Raw genomic sequence first — 16,205 nt, 5'->3', positions numbered from 1 at the left:
TCGTTATTTCGATGAATCATGACTATGGAGGTAATCATATGGAGCGAATTACTTGGGATCAATATTTTATGGCACAAAGCCATTTGTTGGCATTGCGCAGCACCTGTCCAAGACTCAGCGTCGGAGCAACAATCGTCAGGGAAAAACGCATTATTGCGGGCGGCTATAACGGCTCCATTTCCGGTGCTGAGCATTGCATCGACCAGGGATGCTACATCCGGGATCATCATTGTGTGCGCACCATCCACGCAGAAATGAATGCAATCCTGCAATGTGCAAAATACGGCATTCCGACGAAGGGCGCGGATATTTATGTCACTCATTTTCCTTGCCTGCATTGCACCAAAGCCATTATTCAGGCCGGAATCCAAAATGTATACTATGCAAGCGATTATAAAAATGACCCTTATGCCATCGAATTATTTGAAAAAGCCGGGGTGCAAGTGGTCCATGTTCCGTTTGATGAGACAAAAATTGATTTTTTAAGGCAGGAAAAGTATCAATTGATGGTCGATTTGCTGGACAAGCTGCGTGAATTGGGAGCAAACGAAAAAGAATTATCCCGGTACGAACAGAAGGTGAAGGAGCTGTTTGGATCTGAAACATAAATGGGTTTATTTGGCCTTGGCTGTGCTCGTTGCCTCCATTGGCGCCCATGAGACCCCATTGTTTTTACTCCTTCTTTTTCCGATCGTTTTACATGCCCATTACAAAAAGTTTCATCCTTTCCTAATGGCTGCCATTTTATTATCCGGCATCGCATCTTTCGGTTATTTTTCGTCCCTATTGAATGAAATTGAAAAGCCGGCTGTTTTGCCCGGGTTTTACGCATGGACGGCCGATTATAAAATAAATGGGGATCTTGTAAAAGGGTTTATGAAAGACGAAAATGGGAGGAAAGTGTACGTCAAGTATCAATTGCGTTCCGAACAAGAGAAAAGGCGATTTGAAGAAATGCCTTTGGCTGGTAGGAAATTTTTGATAGATGGTGAATGGGAGGAGCCGAAAAGGCCCCATCATGCCTACAGCTTTGATATGAATGATTATTTAAAAAGTCATGGCGCCATGGGCATTGTCAAAGTCGAATCGATGCAATATGTTGGTTCGGCGGGCTCTTTGCACCAGTTTATAAACCAGATGCGGTTTTCTCTTGAAAAACATATAGAAGAAACTTTTCCTTCCTCTTTGGCGCCTGAAGCGGAGGCCCTGCTCATCGGCCTGCAGGAAGATGTGGAGGATGAAACAAAACGGGCTTATCAAAAGCTGGGAATCACCCATTTGTTTGCCATATCCGGATTGCACATCGCGGTGTTGTCTTGGATTGTGTTTGAGAGTCTGATCCGGCTGCGCATCAGGCGGGAACTGGCGGCAATTTTGCTTATGTCTCTCCTTCCAGGCTATGCAATCCTTGCCGGAGGAGCCCCATCCGTCTGGAGAGCGGTGGCGGTCGCCGAACTCCTTATGATTTCCCGATGGAAGCGGAGGCTTGCCGTGGATGACGCCCTTGCAATCAGTTTTATCGGCTTCGTTTTACTGGAACCTTGGGCGATTTATCAAATCGGGTTTCAACTTTCTTTCCTGGCAACGGCCGGTCTGGTGTATTCTAGCAACTTTCTGCAAACCCAAAAATCCTGGTGGGCGAAATCGTTTTATGTCACTTTCTTTTCTCAAATCATTGTATACCCTCTGTTGCTGTACCATTTCTATGAACTAAGCATTTCCTCGTTATTCGCCAATCTGATATATGTGCCTCTCTTTTCCTTTGCAATCTTGCCAACCAATATTGTACTTCTCTTTCTTTCCTTTCTCCCAGACCCAGTTTCCCGATGTTTTTTTGAACTTTATGAGCCTTTGCGCATGATGATTGCAAAGATGACTTTCTTTTTGCAATCCTTGCCTTATCAGCTGTGGATGCCAGGAAAGCCATCCTTGTTGCTGATGGGCATTTGTTATATCAGCATTTTCATTGCTTTATACTTACTGGATTGCCGGGCAAATTGGAGAGCAGTTGTACCAGTTTTATGTATTCCGCTGTTGTTGCTTTATTTCCAGGGAAAAGTGAATCCCCATCTTGTCATCAACTTTGTGGATGTGGGGCAGGGGGATTGCATAGTGATTGAACTCCCATATCGGAGAAAGGTATATGTGATTGATTCGGGAGGAGTTCTGCGTTTTGGCCAAGAAGAATGGAAGCAACGGGAGCCGTTTGAGGTGGGAAAGCAAATTGTCGTACCGTTTTTGAAGGGGAAAGGAATTTCCAAAATTGATGTATTCATTTTATCCCATGCCGACAGCGACCATGTGGAAGGGGCGGAAGAAATATTGGAAGAAATTCGGGCGGAAGAGATTCATGTGTCACCTTCCTCCTTATCCGAACCAGTGATGAAGGAATTATTGGACGTAGCAAAAAAGCAGCGGGTGCCCATCAAAGAACAAATTGCGGGATATTCATGGAAGGATGGGGACGTTTACTTTCAATACCTGTGGCCTCAGGATGCAGAGTATGAAGGGAATAATGATTCCCTGGTTCTTTACATGAAAAAGGGAGGATTTGACGCAATGTTTACGGGGGATTTGGAAGCGGAAGGAGAACGGAAACTGATCGCTTTATATCCGACGCTGCCCGAATTGGATTTGCTGAAAGCGGGGCATCATGGAAGCAGGACATCAAGCAGCGAAGAATTTGTTGAACGGTTCCGGCCGGCGCTTACGATTTTCAGCGCCGGCGAAAACAACCGCTTCGGCCATCCTCATAAGGAAGTGGTGGAACGGTTTCATCAATACGGTTTAAAAACGATGACGACAGGCGACGCGGGCACGATTGAAATCACTGTAAAGAATCAGACGATGAGAGTGACATCAAGCAACAAACAGGAATAAAAAATAGAGTGTAGACGGACATTTGTCTACACTCTATTTTTTAAGAATTACGCAACTGCATCAACAATGATTGCAATAACGAACATTAATACAAAGAAAATGAATGATACCAAGAAGCCTACTCCGGCGTCTACTGCATCATTGCGTTTGCAAGAAGCATTTTCGCCTTCGAATGGATTATGTGTCACATGATTTTCGTTAAGATGTGCCATATGATAACCTCCTACTCAAAAACATTATAAGTCAATAGTGTATAAAAAGCTATATCAGATTGTTGAAATTCTCTTACTTTTCTCTTTCATTTTGACACATTTTATACAAAAAATACAGTTCTTCCTGCAAATCGTGTATACTATTGTTTACGAACAACTTGGAGGTTTGCGAAATGTTTGTGAAAGTATGGAAAGAGATTGAAGACGGGAAGATCGACCCTGTTTATTGCATTTACGGGGAGGAAACGTATTTCATCGATGAAACCATTCAACGCATCAAAAACGCGCTAAGCCGACAGGAAGAAGTGGAAATGACGACATTCGACCTGGAAGAAACGCCGGTCGATTTTGTGATGGAAGAAGCGGATACCTTTCCTTTTCTATCTGAACGGAAACTGATTGTTGCAAGAAATGCAGCCTTTTTGAAACCTGCCGAAAAAGGGGCGGAAAAAATCGACCATGACTTGAAGCGTCTGGAAAACTGGCTAAAGAACCCTTCCGATTTTGCGGTGACGATCTTTACAGCACCATATGAAAAACTGGACGAACGGAAAAAAATTACAAAGCTCATGAAGGAAACAACCGTCATGCTTCACGCAGAATCCCTCGATGACAAAGATTTGGCGGTCTGGATCCGTAGCGAGGCCGCAAGATGGGGGAAAACGATTGAAGATGAAGCGTTGGACAAGCTCGTTGAAATGGTCGGGGGAAATATGAACCAGCTTCAAATGGAGATTGAGAAATTGGCCCTTTATTTGGGAGAAGAAAACAACATTACAAAAGATGTGGTGGAAGATCTTGTCGCCAAAACCCTTGAACATGATGCGTTTAAAATGCTGAATGCCTATTTTGCCCGCAATGTTTCGGAAGCGCTGCAAATCTATCATGATTTATTGCGGCAAAAAGAAGAGCCGATCAAATTGGTAGGTTTGCTTGCAAACAACATCAGAACGATGAACAGCGTCTATTATCTTCATAAAAAAGGGTACCCGCCAGCCCATATTTCAAAACAATTAAAAATCCATCCTTACAGGGTAAAGCTGATGCTGGAAAGAAAGGACCGGCCAACGGAAGAGCGGTTGCTGAAAGCGCTAAATGAGCTTGCTGAAATCGATCTGCAATTGAAAACGGCCGGGGGAAACAGGGAAAGATATTTGGAAATGTTCTTAATGAAAAGCCTGTAGAAGGCATATAAAAAAGAAATTAGGCTATCATACTGCGGCCTAATTTCTTTTTGGAAGCATGATCATGCCAAGAAAAAAGATCAATTGTCGTAAGAACAATTGATCTTTTTATTTTAGTTCGCTTTCGCTAATTTTTTTGCAAGGCGAGATTTTTTGCGGGCTGCCGTATTTTTATGGATGATTCCTTTGCTTGCAGCTTTGTCAAGAGCTTTAGATGCTAAAACCACCAATTCTTGAGCGTTTTCAGATTTGTTTGCGATAGCTTGTTCCGCTTTTTTCACTGCTGTGCGCATTGCTGATTTTGCAGAAGAATTTGCAGCATTAGCTTTTTGGCTAGTTTTCACGCGTTTGATTGCTGATTTAATATTTGGCATTTTTTCACCTCCTAAACCAACGAGATGACAATTTCTCTAAAACTTTTGTCAATACAACAAAAAACATTATACAAAAGGATACCTATAATTGCAATACATAACTAAAGAATATTTACTTGACAGAATGACCATGATAGAAAAGAGGTGATTAAAATGCAAGAAACCAACTGGTATCGAACAGACCTGATCGATGAGACGGAAGAGGTCGTCCAACACCAAACGAAACAGCAAAAAGAGAAATTGGATGAGTCGGAAGGTGTCATTTTTGAAGAATATACCGAGAAACGGGTAAAAGTGACAAAAGTGCTTGTCAATAAAGAGGGCTCGAAAGAAATAGGAAAAAAAGAGGGGCAATATATCACTTTGACGGTTCCCTCGCTGAATATTGAAGATCATGAGGGAATGGAGCAGCTGGAACAATCCTTCCTCAAATACATTGATGAAATTCATCAAGACATTCCGCTGACGAAGGAAAGCAAAGTATTGGTCATCGGTCTTGGAAACAGAACGATTACCCCGGATGCCATCGGTCCATTAACGATTGATGCCATGCAGGCAAGACAGTTGGAAAACCATGTCGAACAATTCATTTTATACGCCCCTGGAGTTACGGGACAAACGGGCTTTGAAACAAGCGAATTTGTCCATGCGCTGACTGAAAAAATCCGCCCGGACCTGGTGCTCGCCATCGACGCATTGGCGACTAGGGGATCTTCCAGATTATGCAAAACCATTCAAATTACAAATACCGGCATCCATCCGGGTTCGGGCGTCGGGAATCAACGGGCTGAAATCTCTAAGGAAGTATTGGGGGTGCCCGTTACAGCGATCGGGGTTCCGACGGTGGTGGATGCGACAGTCATCATTGCGGATGCGGTGGATAAAGTTTTTCGTTCCATTGCGACAAAAATCCAGGAAAAAGACAGACCTTCCGGAAAACTTTCTGTCACAACATGGACTTCCGACACGGAAGGGGAAGTCGATTTAAATCTTGTACGGCCGATATTCGGCGAATGGTCGACCTGGTCGAAAGCGGAACGGAGACAATTGTTCGAAGAAGTGCTTTTATCCGATTCCCAAAGATTAATCGTCACTCCTAAAGAAGTGGACCTTTGGATGACGAAATATTCAACATTGATCAGCAATTGCCTCTTCCAATGGATAGAGAATAGAGTCAACCAGTTCTAAAAATTCTCTTCCTTCCATATCGTAGTGGAAGGAGAGGATGCTATGGTAAGAAAAATTAAAGGACTTGTATTCACGCTGCTGTTCTTTTTCTCGTTACCGATTGTGATAGGACTTTTGCCGTTTCCAAACAACGAAAAGTTTGTCCCTGCTGCGCCAGAAGAAAAAATTCTCTTTGCTTCCAATGATTTGGTAGTGTCTGATGTTGCGCCTCCGGCAGACGCTTACAAAGTGCTGCTCGTATTTACCCATTCCCATGAAACTTATAAGCCATTGTTGGAAAACGAAAAGGGAATGGTCGCCGTGTATGACAGCAAAACAAATTTATTTTCGATGCATAAGCTGTTCGAAGATTATTTCCGATTGAACGGGATTTCGGCGAAAACCCTCCAGGTGGATGTAATGGACGTCATGAAGCAAAAAGGAAAGGGTTTTCATGAAGCATATAAAACGGCTAGGCCTTATATTGCCGAAGAATTAAAGAACAATCATTATGATTTGATTCTGGATATTCATCGGGATTCCACTTCCCGCAATAAAACGACCGTTGTCCATAAAGACGTTTCCTATGCAAAAGCGTCTTTTGTCATCGGCGCGGAGAATCCGAACTATAAGCATAATAAAGCGGTTGCCCAATCCATCAGCAATGCCATGAATCAAATCATCCCCAATATTTCCAAAGGAATTATTGAGAAAAAAGGGACCGGAGTGGATGGAGTTTATAACCAGGACCTGGCGAAGGAATTCGTTTTAATTGAAATCGGGGGAATCGACAATACTGAAGATGAGGTGTACCGGACGGCTGCGGTACTGGCCCAGGCGGTAGCAAACGGCTTGGCCCGAAAATAATTTTCATTTCTTTCTTGTAGCGTTTAAGTTTCATAATTAAACGCTATTTTTTTGTATATTGAAGAATTTTGTATTCCTTTATTTACTACACTTGTTTATTATTGTGCTTTCGTTATACTTCATAGTATAATTCAACTTAGTTTATCATTTTTTGTATAATCATTTGGGAAAAATCTAAAATCAATTTTGATAGAGAAAGGTTAAGCCTCCTGCGATATGGACAAGCCCGTCGCATGGAGGCATTTGTTAGGAGTGGAGATATGAATCGCGAAGAACGATTAGAACGCCAAAAACGCATCAGAAACTTTTCCATTATCGCCCATATCGACCATGGGAAATCCACGTTGGCGGACCGCATTTTGGAAAAAACGCAGGCATTAACCGAAAGGGAAATGAAAGATCAGCTGCTGGATTCCATGGACATTGAACGGGAACGGGGAATTACCATTAAATTAAATGCCGTTCAATTAAAATACAAGGCAAAAGACGGAAACGTATATATTTTTCATTTGATTGACACTCCGGGGCATGTCGATTTCACTTATGAGGTGTCCAGAAGTTTGGCTGCTTGCGAAGGGGCCATTTTGGTCGTGGATGCCGCGCAGGGAATCGAGGCTCAGACGCTTGCGAATGTTTATCTGGCGCTCGATAACGATTTGGAGATTTTGCCGGTCATCAATAAAATCGATTTGCCCGCGGCAGACCCTGAAAAAGTGCGCAAAGAAATTGAAGATGTGATAGGGCTGGATGCGGAAGATGCGGTGCTGGCGAGCGCGAAAGCCGGCATCGGGATCGATGAGCTGTTGGAGCAAATCGTGGAAAAGATTCCGGCGCCTTCCGGAGATCCGGACGAACCGCTGCAGGCGCTGATTTTTGACTCTTATTATGATTCCTACAAAGGCGTTGTCGTATTGGTAAGGGTTGTCAACGGCACGGTCAAGCCCGGAGATAAAATCCGCTTTATGGCGACAGGTGCGGAATATGAAGTGGTCGAAGTCGGGGTACATACACCGAAAGTCGTGCCTATGGAGGAATTGACGGTTGGAGATGTCGGATACATTACCGCTTCGATTAAAAATATCAGTGACACGAATGTCGGCGATACGATCACCCATGCGGACCGTCCGGCGAAAGAGCCGCTTCCGGGTTACCGGAAATTGAATCCGATGGTGTTCTGCGGTCTTTATCCGATTGATACGGCCAAATACAACGATTTGCGGGATGCGTTGGAAAAATTGGCGCTGAACGATTCCGCATTACAGTTCGAACCGGAAACTTCCCAGGCCCTGGGCTTCGGATTCCGCTGCGGCTTTTTGGGCCTCTTGCATATGGAAATTGTCCAGGAACGCCTTGAGAGGGAGTTCAATCTCGATCTGATCACAACTGCGCCATCGGTAATCTATGAAGTGCAGCTTACGGATGGCACAAAGGTGAAGGTGGACAATCCATCGTTGATGCCGCCGACCCAAAAAATTGACCAAGTGCTGGAACCGTATGTGAGGGCGACCATTATGGTGCCGAATGATTATGTTGGCGCTGTCATGGAATTGTGCCAGAGAAAGCGCGGCACTTTTATCAATATGGATTACCTGGATACAACGCGCGTCAGCCTGATTTATGAAATGCCTCTTTCTGAAATCGTGTATGATTTCTTCGATCATTTGAAATCCAGTACGAAAGGTTATGCTTCTTTTGACTATGAATTGATTGGCTACAAGCCATCCAAACTTGTAAAAATGGATATTTTGATAAATGGGGAAAAGGTGGACGCTTTGAGCTTTATTGTCCATCGCGACTTTGCATATGAACGGGGAAAAGCCCTTGTGGAAAAGTTGAAAGATCTCATTCCTCGCCAGCAATTCGAAGTGCCTGTGCAAGCGGCCATCGGAACGAAAATTATCGCCCGTTCAACAATCAAGGCGCTGCGCAAAAACGTCTTGGCAAAATGTTATGGCGGCGACATTTCGCGGAAACGCAAGCTTCTTGAAAAACAAAAAGAAGGGAAAAAGCGGATGAAACAAGTCGGTTCCGTTGAAATCCCTCAGGAAGCGTTTATGGCTGTCTTGAAAATGGATGATGAAAATAAAAAATGACGATCGGCTGAACGAAGACGAAGTGGATCCGCATGGGGATTCACTTCGTTTTTCTTTGAATTTTACGGATGAAAATGTACAATAGTTAGATAATAATAGGAAAGAAGGGATCGAATGGTTCGGGGGGTTTACATCCATATTCCTTTCTGCCACCAAATCTGCAATTACTGCGATTTCAATAAAGTATATTTTCGCAATCAGCCGGTCGATGAATATATCGAAGCGGTGGGGAAAGAGATTGCGATGGCTTTGAATCGATCGCCGGAACAGTTTTCAAATATAGAAACGATCTATTTGGGGGGCGGCACTCCGACAGCCCTTTCACCAAGCCAACTCGAACGTCTTCTTGAACTGATTGGCGGACATTTGACAACCGACGTGATGGAATTTACCGCAGAAGCTAACCCGGACGAGCTCACCATCGAGAAATTAAAGGTCTTAAAAAACGGGGGAGTAAACCGCTTGAGCCTGGGGGTTCAATCTTTTGACGAACAGCTCCTCCGCCGGCTCGGCAGAACCCATACGATTGATCAAGTTTATCGTTCAATTGACGATGCATTCAAAGCGGGATTTGAAAATATCAGCATCGATTTGATGTATGGGCTTCCGGGGCAGTCGGACGGACAGTGGGAAGACACCCTGGAAAAGGCCCTTGCATTGAATTTGCCCCACTATTCCGCCTATTCACTGATTGTGGAGCCCAAAACGGTTTTCTACATACAATACATGAGGGGAAAGCTCCATTTGCCGGAAGAAGAAACAGAGGCGAAAATGTATGAGATGTTGATGGACAAAATGGAAATGAATGGGCTCCATCAATATGAAATCAGCAATTTCGCAAAGGACGGCTATCAATCCATCCACAATAAAATTTATTGGGATAATGACGAATATGCCGGTTTTGGTGCCGGGGCCCACGGGTATATCAAAGGCATACGCTACTCCAATCATGGTCCGATCAAAAAATATTTGCAAGCGGTCAATATGGGACAATTGCCGATTCTCCATCAACATGAAGTGACCTTAATGGAAAAATGCGAAGAAGAAATGTTTTTGGGGCTTCGGAAAAATGAAGGGGTTTCCTTCGAACGCTTCGAACAGAAAATGGGCTTTTCCATGAAAGAAAAATATGGAGGCATTATCAGCGAACTGGTCAATGAAGGATTGCTGACGGAAGATGAGGGAAGGATAAGGTTGACGAAAAAAGGGCGCTTTTTGGGCAATGAGGTGTTTCGGCAATTTTTATTGTGCGAGTAGGTTATTTCATTGACACCAATTCATTGTTTTGTTAATTTAATTATAGCATTAGCACTCTCTGCAAACGAGTGCTAACAGAGGTGGTTTTATGTTAACTGAGCGTCAATTGCAAATTTTGCGGGTAATTGTTGATGATTTTGTTACATCTGCTCAGCCTGTAGGATCACGTCAAATTTCAAAGAAAAAAGGAATCAATTATTCACCTGCCACAATCCGCAATGAAATGGCGGATTTGGAGGAACTTGGATATTTAGAAAAAACGCATGTGTCTTCAGGACGCATTCCTTCCGAAAAAGGATACCGTTATTACGTTGACCATTTGTTGCAACCAATGCGCATGTCCGTCGAAGAGATTCAAATGATACAATCCGTCTTTGAAAAACAGAAGGTCGAAGTTGAGCAAATTATCTGGGAAGCCGCAAGCATTCTTTCCGATTTGACAAATTATACGGCAATCTTATTGGGCCCAAGCGTAACGGATCATCGCGTCAAGCGTTTCCAAATTATTCCTATTTCGAAACAAACAGCTGTCGCAATTATCGTGACAGATATGGGGCATGTAGAAAACAAAGTGATTTCATTGCCTGAAGGCTTTGATTCTTCAGATATAGAAAAAACTGTAAATATATTGAATGAACGTCTTATTGGAGTTCCGTTGATTCACCTTCATACAAAATTGGAAAAAGAAACGTACGAAGTATTAAAACAACATGTCCATATGGCTGATTCCATCATTCAATCGTTGTTAAAAGTTGCATCTGTGGAAAATGATAGTAAAATTTACTTTGGCGGCAAAACAAACATGTTAAATCAGCCAGAGTTCCATGATATTAACAAAGTCCGCCAATTATTGGATCTAATGGACAAAAAGAATCAAGTCATTTCCCTGTTCCAGCCTGTGAAACAGGGAATTACGATCCGCATCGGTTCGGAGAACAACCATGTTGCAGTGGTAAACTGCAGCGTCATCACGGCCACTTATTCTGCCGGGGAAGATCATAACGGCGCCATTGCCATTATCGGTCCGACGCGGATGGATTATAAGCGGGTCGTCACACTGCTCGACGTGGTAAGAAAAGGTTTATCGAGAACTTTATCGGAAAAAATTGAATGATGGACAGTAAGGAGGATTATCAGTGTCCGAAACGACTGAAAACAAGAGCAAACAGGAAGAAACATTAGAGAAAGTCGAAACTGCTGATGAAACAGCAGCTGCAAATGAAGAAAAAGCTGAAACTTCCAAAGCTGATAATTCCGCTCTTGCCGGAGAAAACATCGAGGAAGCGGCGGATAAAGCGGATGAAAACAGTTCTTCGGAAGAGCTTTCGACGGAAGAATATACAGTGAAAATTGCCGAGTTGGAAGCAAAAATAGCGGAGCATGAAGATCGGTATTTAAGGCTGAGAGCCGACTATGAAAACTTGCGGAGACGCAGCCAGCTTGATTTGCAGGCGGCTGAAAAATACCGCGCCCAAAGTCTTCTAACGGATTTGTTGCCGATTATTGACAATTTTGAACGGGCGCTTGAGGTAAAAGTGGAGTCCGAAGATGCAAAAGCATTATATAAAGGGATAGAGATGGTCTATCACGCTTTGATCGAAGCGGTGAAAAAAGAAGGCCTGGAAGTGATTCCGGCTGTGGGCGAACCGTTCGATCCGAATGTCCATCAGGCAATCATGCAAGAGTCCGATTCCGAAAAGGAATCCGGCATTGTGCTGAAAGAATTGCAAAAAGGATATAAGTTGAAAGACCGTGTATTAAGACCATCCATGGTTTCTGTAAATGAATAAGAATTTCAAATTTGTGTGTGAAATAGGAGGCAAAATTGAATATGAGTAAAATCATTGGTATTGACTTAGGTACGACAAACTCTGTGGTAGCCGTATTGGAAGGCGGAGAACCAAAAATCATTCCAAACCCTGAAGGAAACCGTACCACTCCTTCCGCTGTCGCATTTAAAAATGGCGAACGCTTTGTAGGGGAAGTGGCAAAACGGCAAGCCATTACAAACCCGAATACAATCCTTTCCATCAAATCTCACATGGGAACTGACTACAAAGTAAAAGTTGAAGATAAAGAATACACTCCTCAAGAAATTTCTGCAATGATTTTACAATATTTGAAAAGCTATGCCGAAGACTACTTAGGCGAAAAAGTAACGAGAGCGGTTATTACGGTTCCTGCCTACTTCAATGATGCCCAACGCCAGGCGACAAAAGATGCCGGCCGCATTGCCGGATTGGAAGTGGAGCGGATTATCAACGAGCCGACTGCCGCTGCGCTTGCTTACGGTTTGGATAAATTGGAAGAGGATCAAAAAATCTTGGTGTTCGACCTCGGTGGCGGTACATTTGACGTTTCCATCCTTGAACTTGGCGACGGAGTATTCGAAGTGCTTGCCACTGCCGGCGATAATAAACTCGGCGGCGACGACTTCGACAAAAAAATCATGGATTATTTGATTGAAGAATTCAAAAAAGAACATGGCATCGATTTATCAAAAGATAAAATGGCCTTGCAACGCTTGAAAGATGCCGCGGAAAAAGCGAAAAAAGAATTATCAAGCGTAACGTCTACACAAATTTCATTGCCATTCATCACAGCCGGTCCAGAGGGTCCTTTGCACCTTGAAACTACTTTAACCCGCGCGAAATTTGAAGAGCTTACAAGAGATTTGGTGGAACGCACAATGGGTCCTGTCCGCCAGGCGCTTTCTGATGCCGGTTTGACAGCAAAAGACATCGATAAAGTCATCCTTGTCGGAGGTTCGACGCGCATTCCGGCCGTTCAGGAAGCGGTGAAACGCGAAACTGGACATGAGCCTCATAAAGGTGTCAACCCGGATGAAGTGGTGGCGATGGGTGCGGCCATCCAGGCAGGCGTGATTTCCGGCGAAGTGAAAGATATCGTGCTTTTGGACGTAACACCGCTTTCATTGGGTATCGAAACGATGGGCGGCGTCTTTACAAAATTGATTGAACGCAATACAACCATTCCGACATCCAAATCGCAAATTTTCACAACTGCCGCTGACAACCAAACAACTGTAGACATTCACGTTCTGCAAGGTGAACGTCCAATGGCTGCAGACAACAAAACATTGGGCCGTTTCCAATTAACGGACATTCCACCTGCTCCACGCGGTGTTCCGCAAATCGAAGTTACATTCGACATTGACAAAAACGGAATCGTATCTGTGCGTGCGAAAGACCTTGGAACAGGAAAAGAACAAAAAATCGTTATCCAATCCAACTCCGGCTTAACAGAAGAAGAAATCCAGCGCATGATCAAAGAAGCGGAAGAAAACGCCGAAGCGGATAAAAAACGAAAAGAAGAAGCGGAACTTCGCAATGAAGCGGATCAATTAGTGTTCCAAGTGGATAAAACATTCAAAGATTTGGGCGATAAAATCACTGAAGATGAAAAGAAATCTGTAACAGAAGCGAAAGAAGAACTATCCAAAGCCTTAAAAGAAGGTTCTATCGATGACATCAAGTCTGCAAAACAAAAACTTGAAGGCGTTCTTCAGCCATTGCTTGTAAAAGTTTATCAGCAAGCCGCGCAACAGGCGCAAGGAAGCCAAGATAACCAGGGAGAAGGCAAAAAAGACGACGGTGTAGTGGATGCAGACTTTGAAGAAGTAAAAGATGATAAATGATTAAAAATTGTTAATTCGCCATGTTGATAAAAGGAAAGGCGGTTCCATCCAGAGCACCCACCAACCCTCCTTCGCAACCCGCCTTTCCCCTTCTTTATCAACATGGCTTGTCATATTCATGAACTGTTCGTTGTTTGAATAGATGGTTCGGATGAAGTCAAAGCCGTTATTGGTCTTTGACTTTTTCCATGAATAGGGGACAATTGTTGGCAAACTTCAAGATTACGCAGTTTTCGCGCACGCTTCCAAAAATGTGGAATTAATAAGAAGCGGTGCGGCAAGGACAAAATCATAATCGAAAGTTTGAAAGAACTTTCACTATTATTTCAGCATATATGATAAAATAGACCTTATGTAAAAGAGAGCGAGTGTGAGGTATGAAACGCGATTATTATGAAGTCCTTGGCGTCAGCAAAGATGCCACTAAGGATGAAATAAAGAAGGCATATCGGAAATTATCGAAAAAATACCATCCCGACCTCAACAAAGAACCTGATGCCGCCGAAAAATTCAAAGAAATCAATGAAGCCTACGAAGTGTTAAGCGATGACCAAAAGCGCGCCCAATATGACCGATTCGGCCATGCCGGCGTAAATGGACAAGGCGGCTTTGGCGGCGGAGGAGGATTCGGCGATTTTGGAGACTTCGGAGGTTTTGGAGGTTTCGGCGGCTTTGAAGATATCTTCGACAGTTTCTTTGGCGGTTCAAGACGAAGAAAAGATCCGAATGCACCGCGTAAAGGGGACGACTTGCAATTCCGCATGAACATTTCTTTCGAAGATGCGGTATTTGGTAAACAGACGGAAATTGAAATTCCTCGCGAAGAAGAATGTGAAACATGCCACGGAACAGGAGCAAAACCTGGAACAAGTCCAAAAACATGCGACAGATGTAACGGTACAGGACAAATCAGTCAAACAATTGACACACCATTGGGCCGTATTGTCAATCGACGAACTTGTGGCCACTGCCACGGAACTGGTAAAATAATTGTTGAAAAATGTACGGTCTGCGGCGGAAAAGGAAGAGTGAAAAAACGGAAGAAAATTAAAATTACCATCCCTGCCGGTATCGATGACGGCCAACAATTGCGCGTGGCCGGCCAAGGGGAACCGGGCATCAACGGCGGCCCTCCAGGGGATCTATATATTGTTTTCAGTGTTGGCAAACATCCATACTTCGTACGAAAAGGCGACGATATTTACTACGATCTGAAAATTACCTTCCCGCAGGCGGCGTTGGGTGATGAGATTGAAGTTCCGACAATCTATGGAAAAGTGAAACTTAGAATACCGCCTGGCACTCAATCCGGCGCCCAATTCCGAATCAAAGATAAAGGCGTAAAAAATATCCATGGCTACGGCAAGGGACACCAATACGTGAATGTCATAGTGGTTACGCCAACAAACTTAACAGAACGCCAGAAACAATTGCTCCGTGAATTCGCCGAAATCAGCGGCGATATTCCGGAAGAACAAGGAAGTTCTTTATTTGACAAGATAAAAAAAACGTTCAAAGGTGAATCAAAATAAAGAATGAAGAGGAAAAATTGGAGTGTGATTGCAAGTGAAATGGACTGAATTATCGGTGCTGACGACAAATGAAGCGGTTGAAGCCGTTTCGAATATCTTCCATGAAGCTGGGGCAAGCGGAGTGGTGATTGAAGATTCATCAGAAATCGTGAAAAATCGTGAAAATCAATTCGGGGAAATCTACGAGCTCAATCCGGACGATTATCCGGCCGAAGGGGTGATCGTCAAAGCCTACCTTCCTGCTTCCAGCTTCCTGGCGGAAACCATCGAGGAGATCAAACTTGCAATCGCCAACTTGAAAAATTTCAATATCAATATCGGCAAAAATATATTGACCACTTGTGAAGTGAACGAAGAGGATTGGGCGACGTCATGGAAGCAATACTATCATCCGGTCAAAGTTTCAGAGCGGTTCACCATTGTCCCTACATGGGAAGATTACGAGCCGAAAAATTCGGATGAAATCATTATTGAACTGGATCCCGGAATGGCTTTTGGCACAGGCACCCATCCAACGACCGTGATGTGTCTGCAGGCATTGGAAAAATTGGTGAAGCCTGGAGATATCGTGATTGACGTAGGCACCGGTTCGGGAGTTCTATCCATCGGAGCCGCGCTGTTGGGAGCCGGTAAAGTGATTGCGCTTGATTTGGATCCGATTGCGGTCAAGGCGGCAACCGAGAACGTCAAATTAAATGATGTAGACAAGATTGTGGAAGTCCATGAAGGAAATTTATTGGATAAGGTTGAAACGAGGGAAGCGGATATTGTTGTCGCAAACATTTTGGCTGAAGTGATTGTGACGTTTACCGATGATGCCTATGCAGTACTGAAACCGGGCGGAACATTTATCACTTCCGGAATCATCAGGGCAAAAAAAGAAGAAGTGAAAAGCGCCCTTGAAAAATCGGGATTTGCCGTTGAAGAAGTTCTGATGTTGGAAGATTGGGTATCCATCATTGCGAAAAAATAATTTTCGGA

Annotated in this window: 14 protein-coding genes; 12 read left to right on the top strand and 2 right to left on the bottom strand. The window is 43.8% G+C overall.

The genetic code is table 11. The features are described 5' to 3' along the window. Nucleotides 1-38 precede the first annotated feature (38 nt). The gene (locus FKZ59_RS03565) at nucleotides 39-608 is read left to right on the top strand and encodes a ComE operon protein 2 (RefSeq protein ID WP_141601368.1); all 570 of its coding nucleotides are present in this window, start codon (nucleotides 39-41) and stop codon (nucleotides 606-608) included. Then, nucleotides 592-2,880 (top strand): DNA internalization-related competence protein ComEC/Rec2, encoded by a 2,289-nt coding sequence (locus FKZ59_RS03560; protein WP_246045805.1) that lies wholly within the window; start codon nucleotides 592-594, stop codon nucleotides 2,878-2,880. Before FKZ59_RS03565 ends, FKZ59_RS03560 begins: the two co-directional genes overlap by 17 nt. A gap of 47 nt (nucleotides 2,881-2,927) precedes the next feature. On the opposite strand, the gene FKZ59_RS03555 is transcribed toward FKZ59_RS03560, so the two are convergent. Then, nucleotides 2,928-3,092 (bottom strand): YqzM family protein, encoded by a 165-nt coding sequence (locus FKZ59_RS03555; protein ID WP_141601367.1) that lies wholly within the window; start codon nucleotides 3,090-3,092, stop codon nucleotides 2,928-2,930. A 173-nt stretch (nucleotides 3,093-3,265) separates the two neighbouring features. Between FKZ59_RS03555 and holA the strand changes: the two genes are divergently transcribed. Beyond that, nucleotides 3,266-4,276, top strand: coding sequence for a DNA polymerase III subunit delta (gene holA, locus FKZ59_RS03550; RefSeq protein ID WP_141601366.1), 1,011 nt, complete (start codon nucleotides 3,266-3,268; stop codon nucleotides 4,274-4,276). 113 nt (nucleotides 4,277-4,389) lie between these two features. On the opposite strand, the gene rpsT is transcribed toward holA, so the two are convergent. After that, the gene (rpsT, locus tag FKZ59_RS03545; RefSeq protein ID WP_141601365.1) at nucleotides 4,390-4,650 is read right to left on the bottom strand and encodes a 30S ribosomal protein S20; all 261 of its coding nucleotides are present in this window, start codon (nucleotides 4,648-4,650) and stop codon (nucleotides 4,390-4,392) included. Nucleotides 4,651-4,803: 153 nt separating this feature from the next. Between rpsT and gpr the strand changes: the two genes are divergently transcribed. The 9 genes from gpr to prmA all read left to right on the top strand — a co-directional run bounded on the left by gpr (nucleotide 4,804) and on the right by prmA (nucleotide 16,197). Continuing rightward, nucleotides 4,804-5,838: a GPR endopeptidase gene (gene gpr, locus FKZ59_RS03540; RefSeq protein ID WP_141601364.1), complete on the top strand. Its 1,035-nt coding sequence runs from the start codon at nucleotides 4,804-4,806 to the stop codon at nucleotides 5,836-5,838. A 42-nt stretch (nucleotides 5,839-5,880) separates the two neighbouring features. Continuing rightward, nucleotides 5,881-6,684, top strand: coding sequence for a stage II sporulation protein P (gene spoIIP, locus FKZ59_RS03535; protein WP_141601363.1), 804 nt, complete (start codon nucleotides 5,881-5,883; stop codon nucleotides 6,682-6,684). A 260-nt stretch (nucleotides 6,685-6,944) separates the two neighbouring features. After that, the gene (lepA, locus tag FKZ59_RS03530) at nucleotides 6,945-8,777 is read left to right on the top strand and encodes a translation elongation factor 4 (protein WP_141601362.1); all 1,833 of its coding nucleotides are present in this window, start codon (nucleotides 6,945-6,947) and stop codon (nucleotides 8,775-8,777) included. 114 nt (nucleotides 8,778-8,891) lie between these two features. Further along, a complete protein-coding gene (hemW, locus tag FKZ59_RS03525) occupies nucleotides 8,892-10,034 on the top strand; it encodes a radical SAM family heme chaperone HemW (RefSeq protein WP_141601361.1) in 1,143 nt (380 codons plus the stop codon). Nucleotides 10,035-10,122: 88 nt separating this feature from the next. Next, nucleotides 10,123-11,148, top strand: a complete 1,026-nt coding sequence (gene hrcA, locus FKZ59_RS03520; RefSeq protein ID WP_141601360.1) for a heat-inducible transcriptional repressor HrcA — start codon at nucleotides 10,123-10,125, stop codon at nucleotides 11,146-11,148. Between the two features lie 22 nt (nucleotides 11,149-11,170). Next, entirely contained in the window at nucleotides 11,171-11,824 is a 654-nt protein-coding gene (grpE, locus tag FKZ59_RS03515; protein WP_141601359.1) for a nucleotide exchange factor GrpE, read from the top strand. A 41-nt stretch (nucleotides 11,825-11,865) separates the two neighbouring features. After that, the gene (gene dnaK / locus FKZ59_RS03510; protein WP_141601358.1) at nucleotides 11,866-13,692 is read left to right on the top strand and encodes a molecular chaperone DnaK; all 1,827 of its coding nucleotides are present in this window, start codon (nucleotides 11,866-11,868) and stop codon (nucleotides 13,690-13,692) included. A gap of 377 nt (nucleotides 13,693-14,069) precedes the next feature. Beyond that, entirely contained in the window at nucleotides 14,070-15,224 is a 1,155-nt protein-coding gene (gene dnaJ, locus FKZ59_RS03505) for a molecular chaperone DnaJ (RefSeq protein WP_141601357.1), read from the top strand. Nucleotides 15,225-15,258: 34 nt separating this feature from the next. Beyond that, nucleotides 15,259-16,197, top strand: a complete 939-nt coding sequence (gene prmA / locus FKZ59_RS03500; RefSeq protein WP_141601356.1) for a 50S ribosomal protein L11 methyltransferase — start codon at nucleotides 15,259-15,261, stop codon at nucleotides 16,195-16,197. Nucleotides 16,198-16,205: the final 8 nt, after the last annotated feature.

It is taken from the genome of Ureibacillus terrenus (assembly GCF_006569205.1).
Taxonomy (GTDB): domain Bacteria; phylum Bacillota; class Bacilli; order Bacillales_A; family Planococcaceae; genus Ureibacillus; species Ureibacillus terrenus.
The sequence above is the reverse complement of the archived record's forward strand: the minus strand, read 5'-3'. Positions and strand labels throughout refer to the sequence as shown.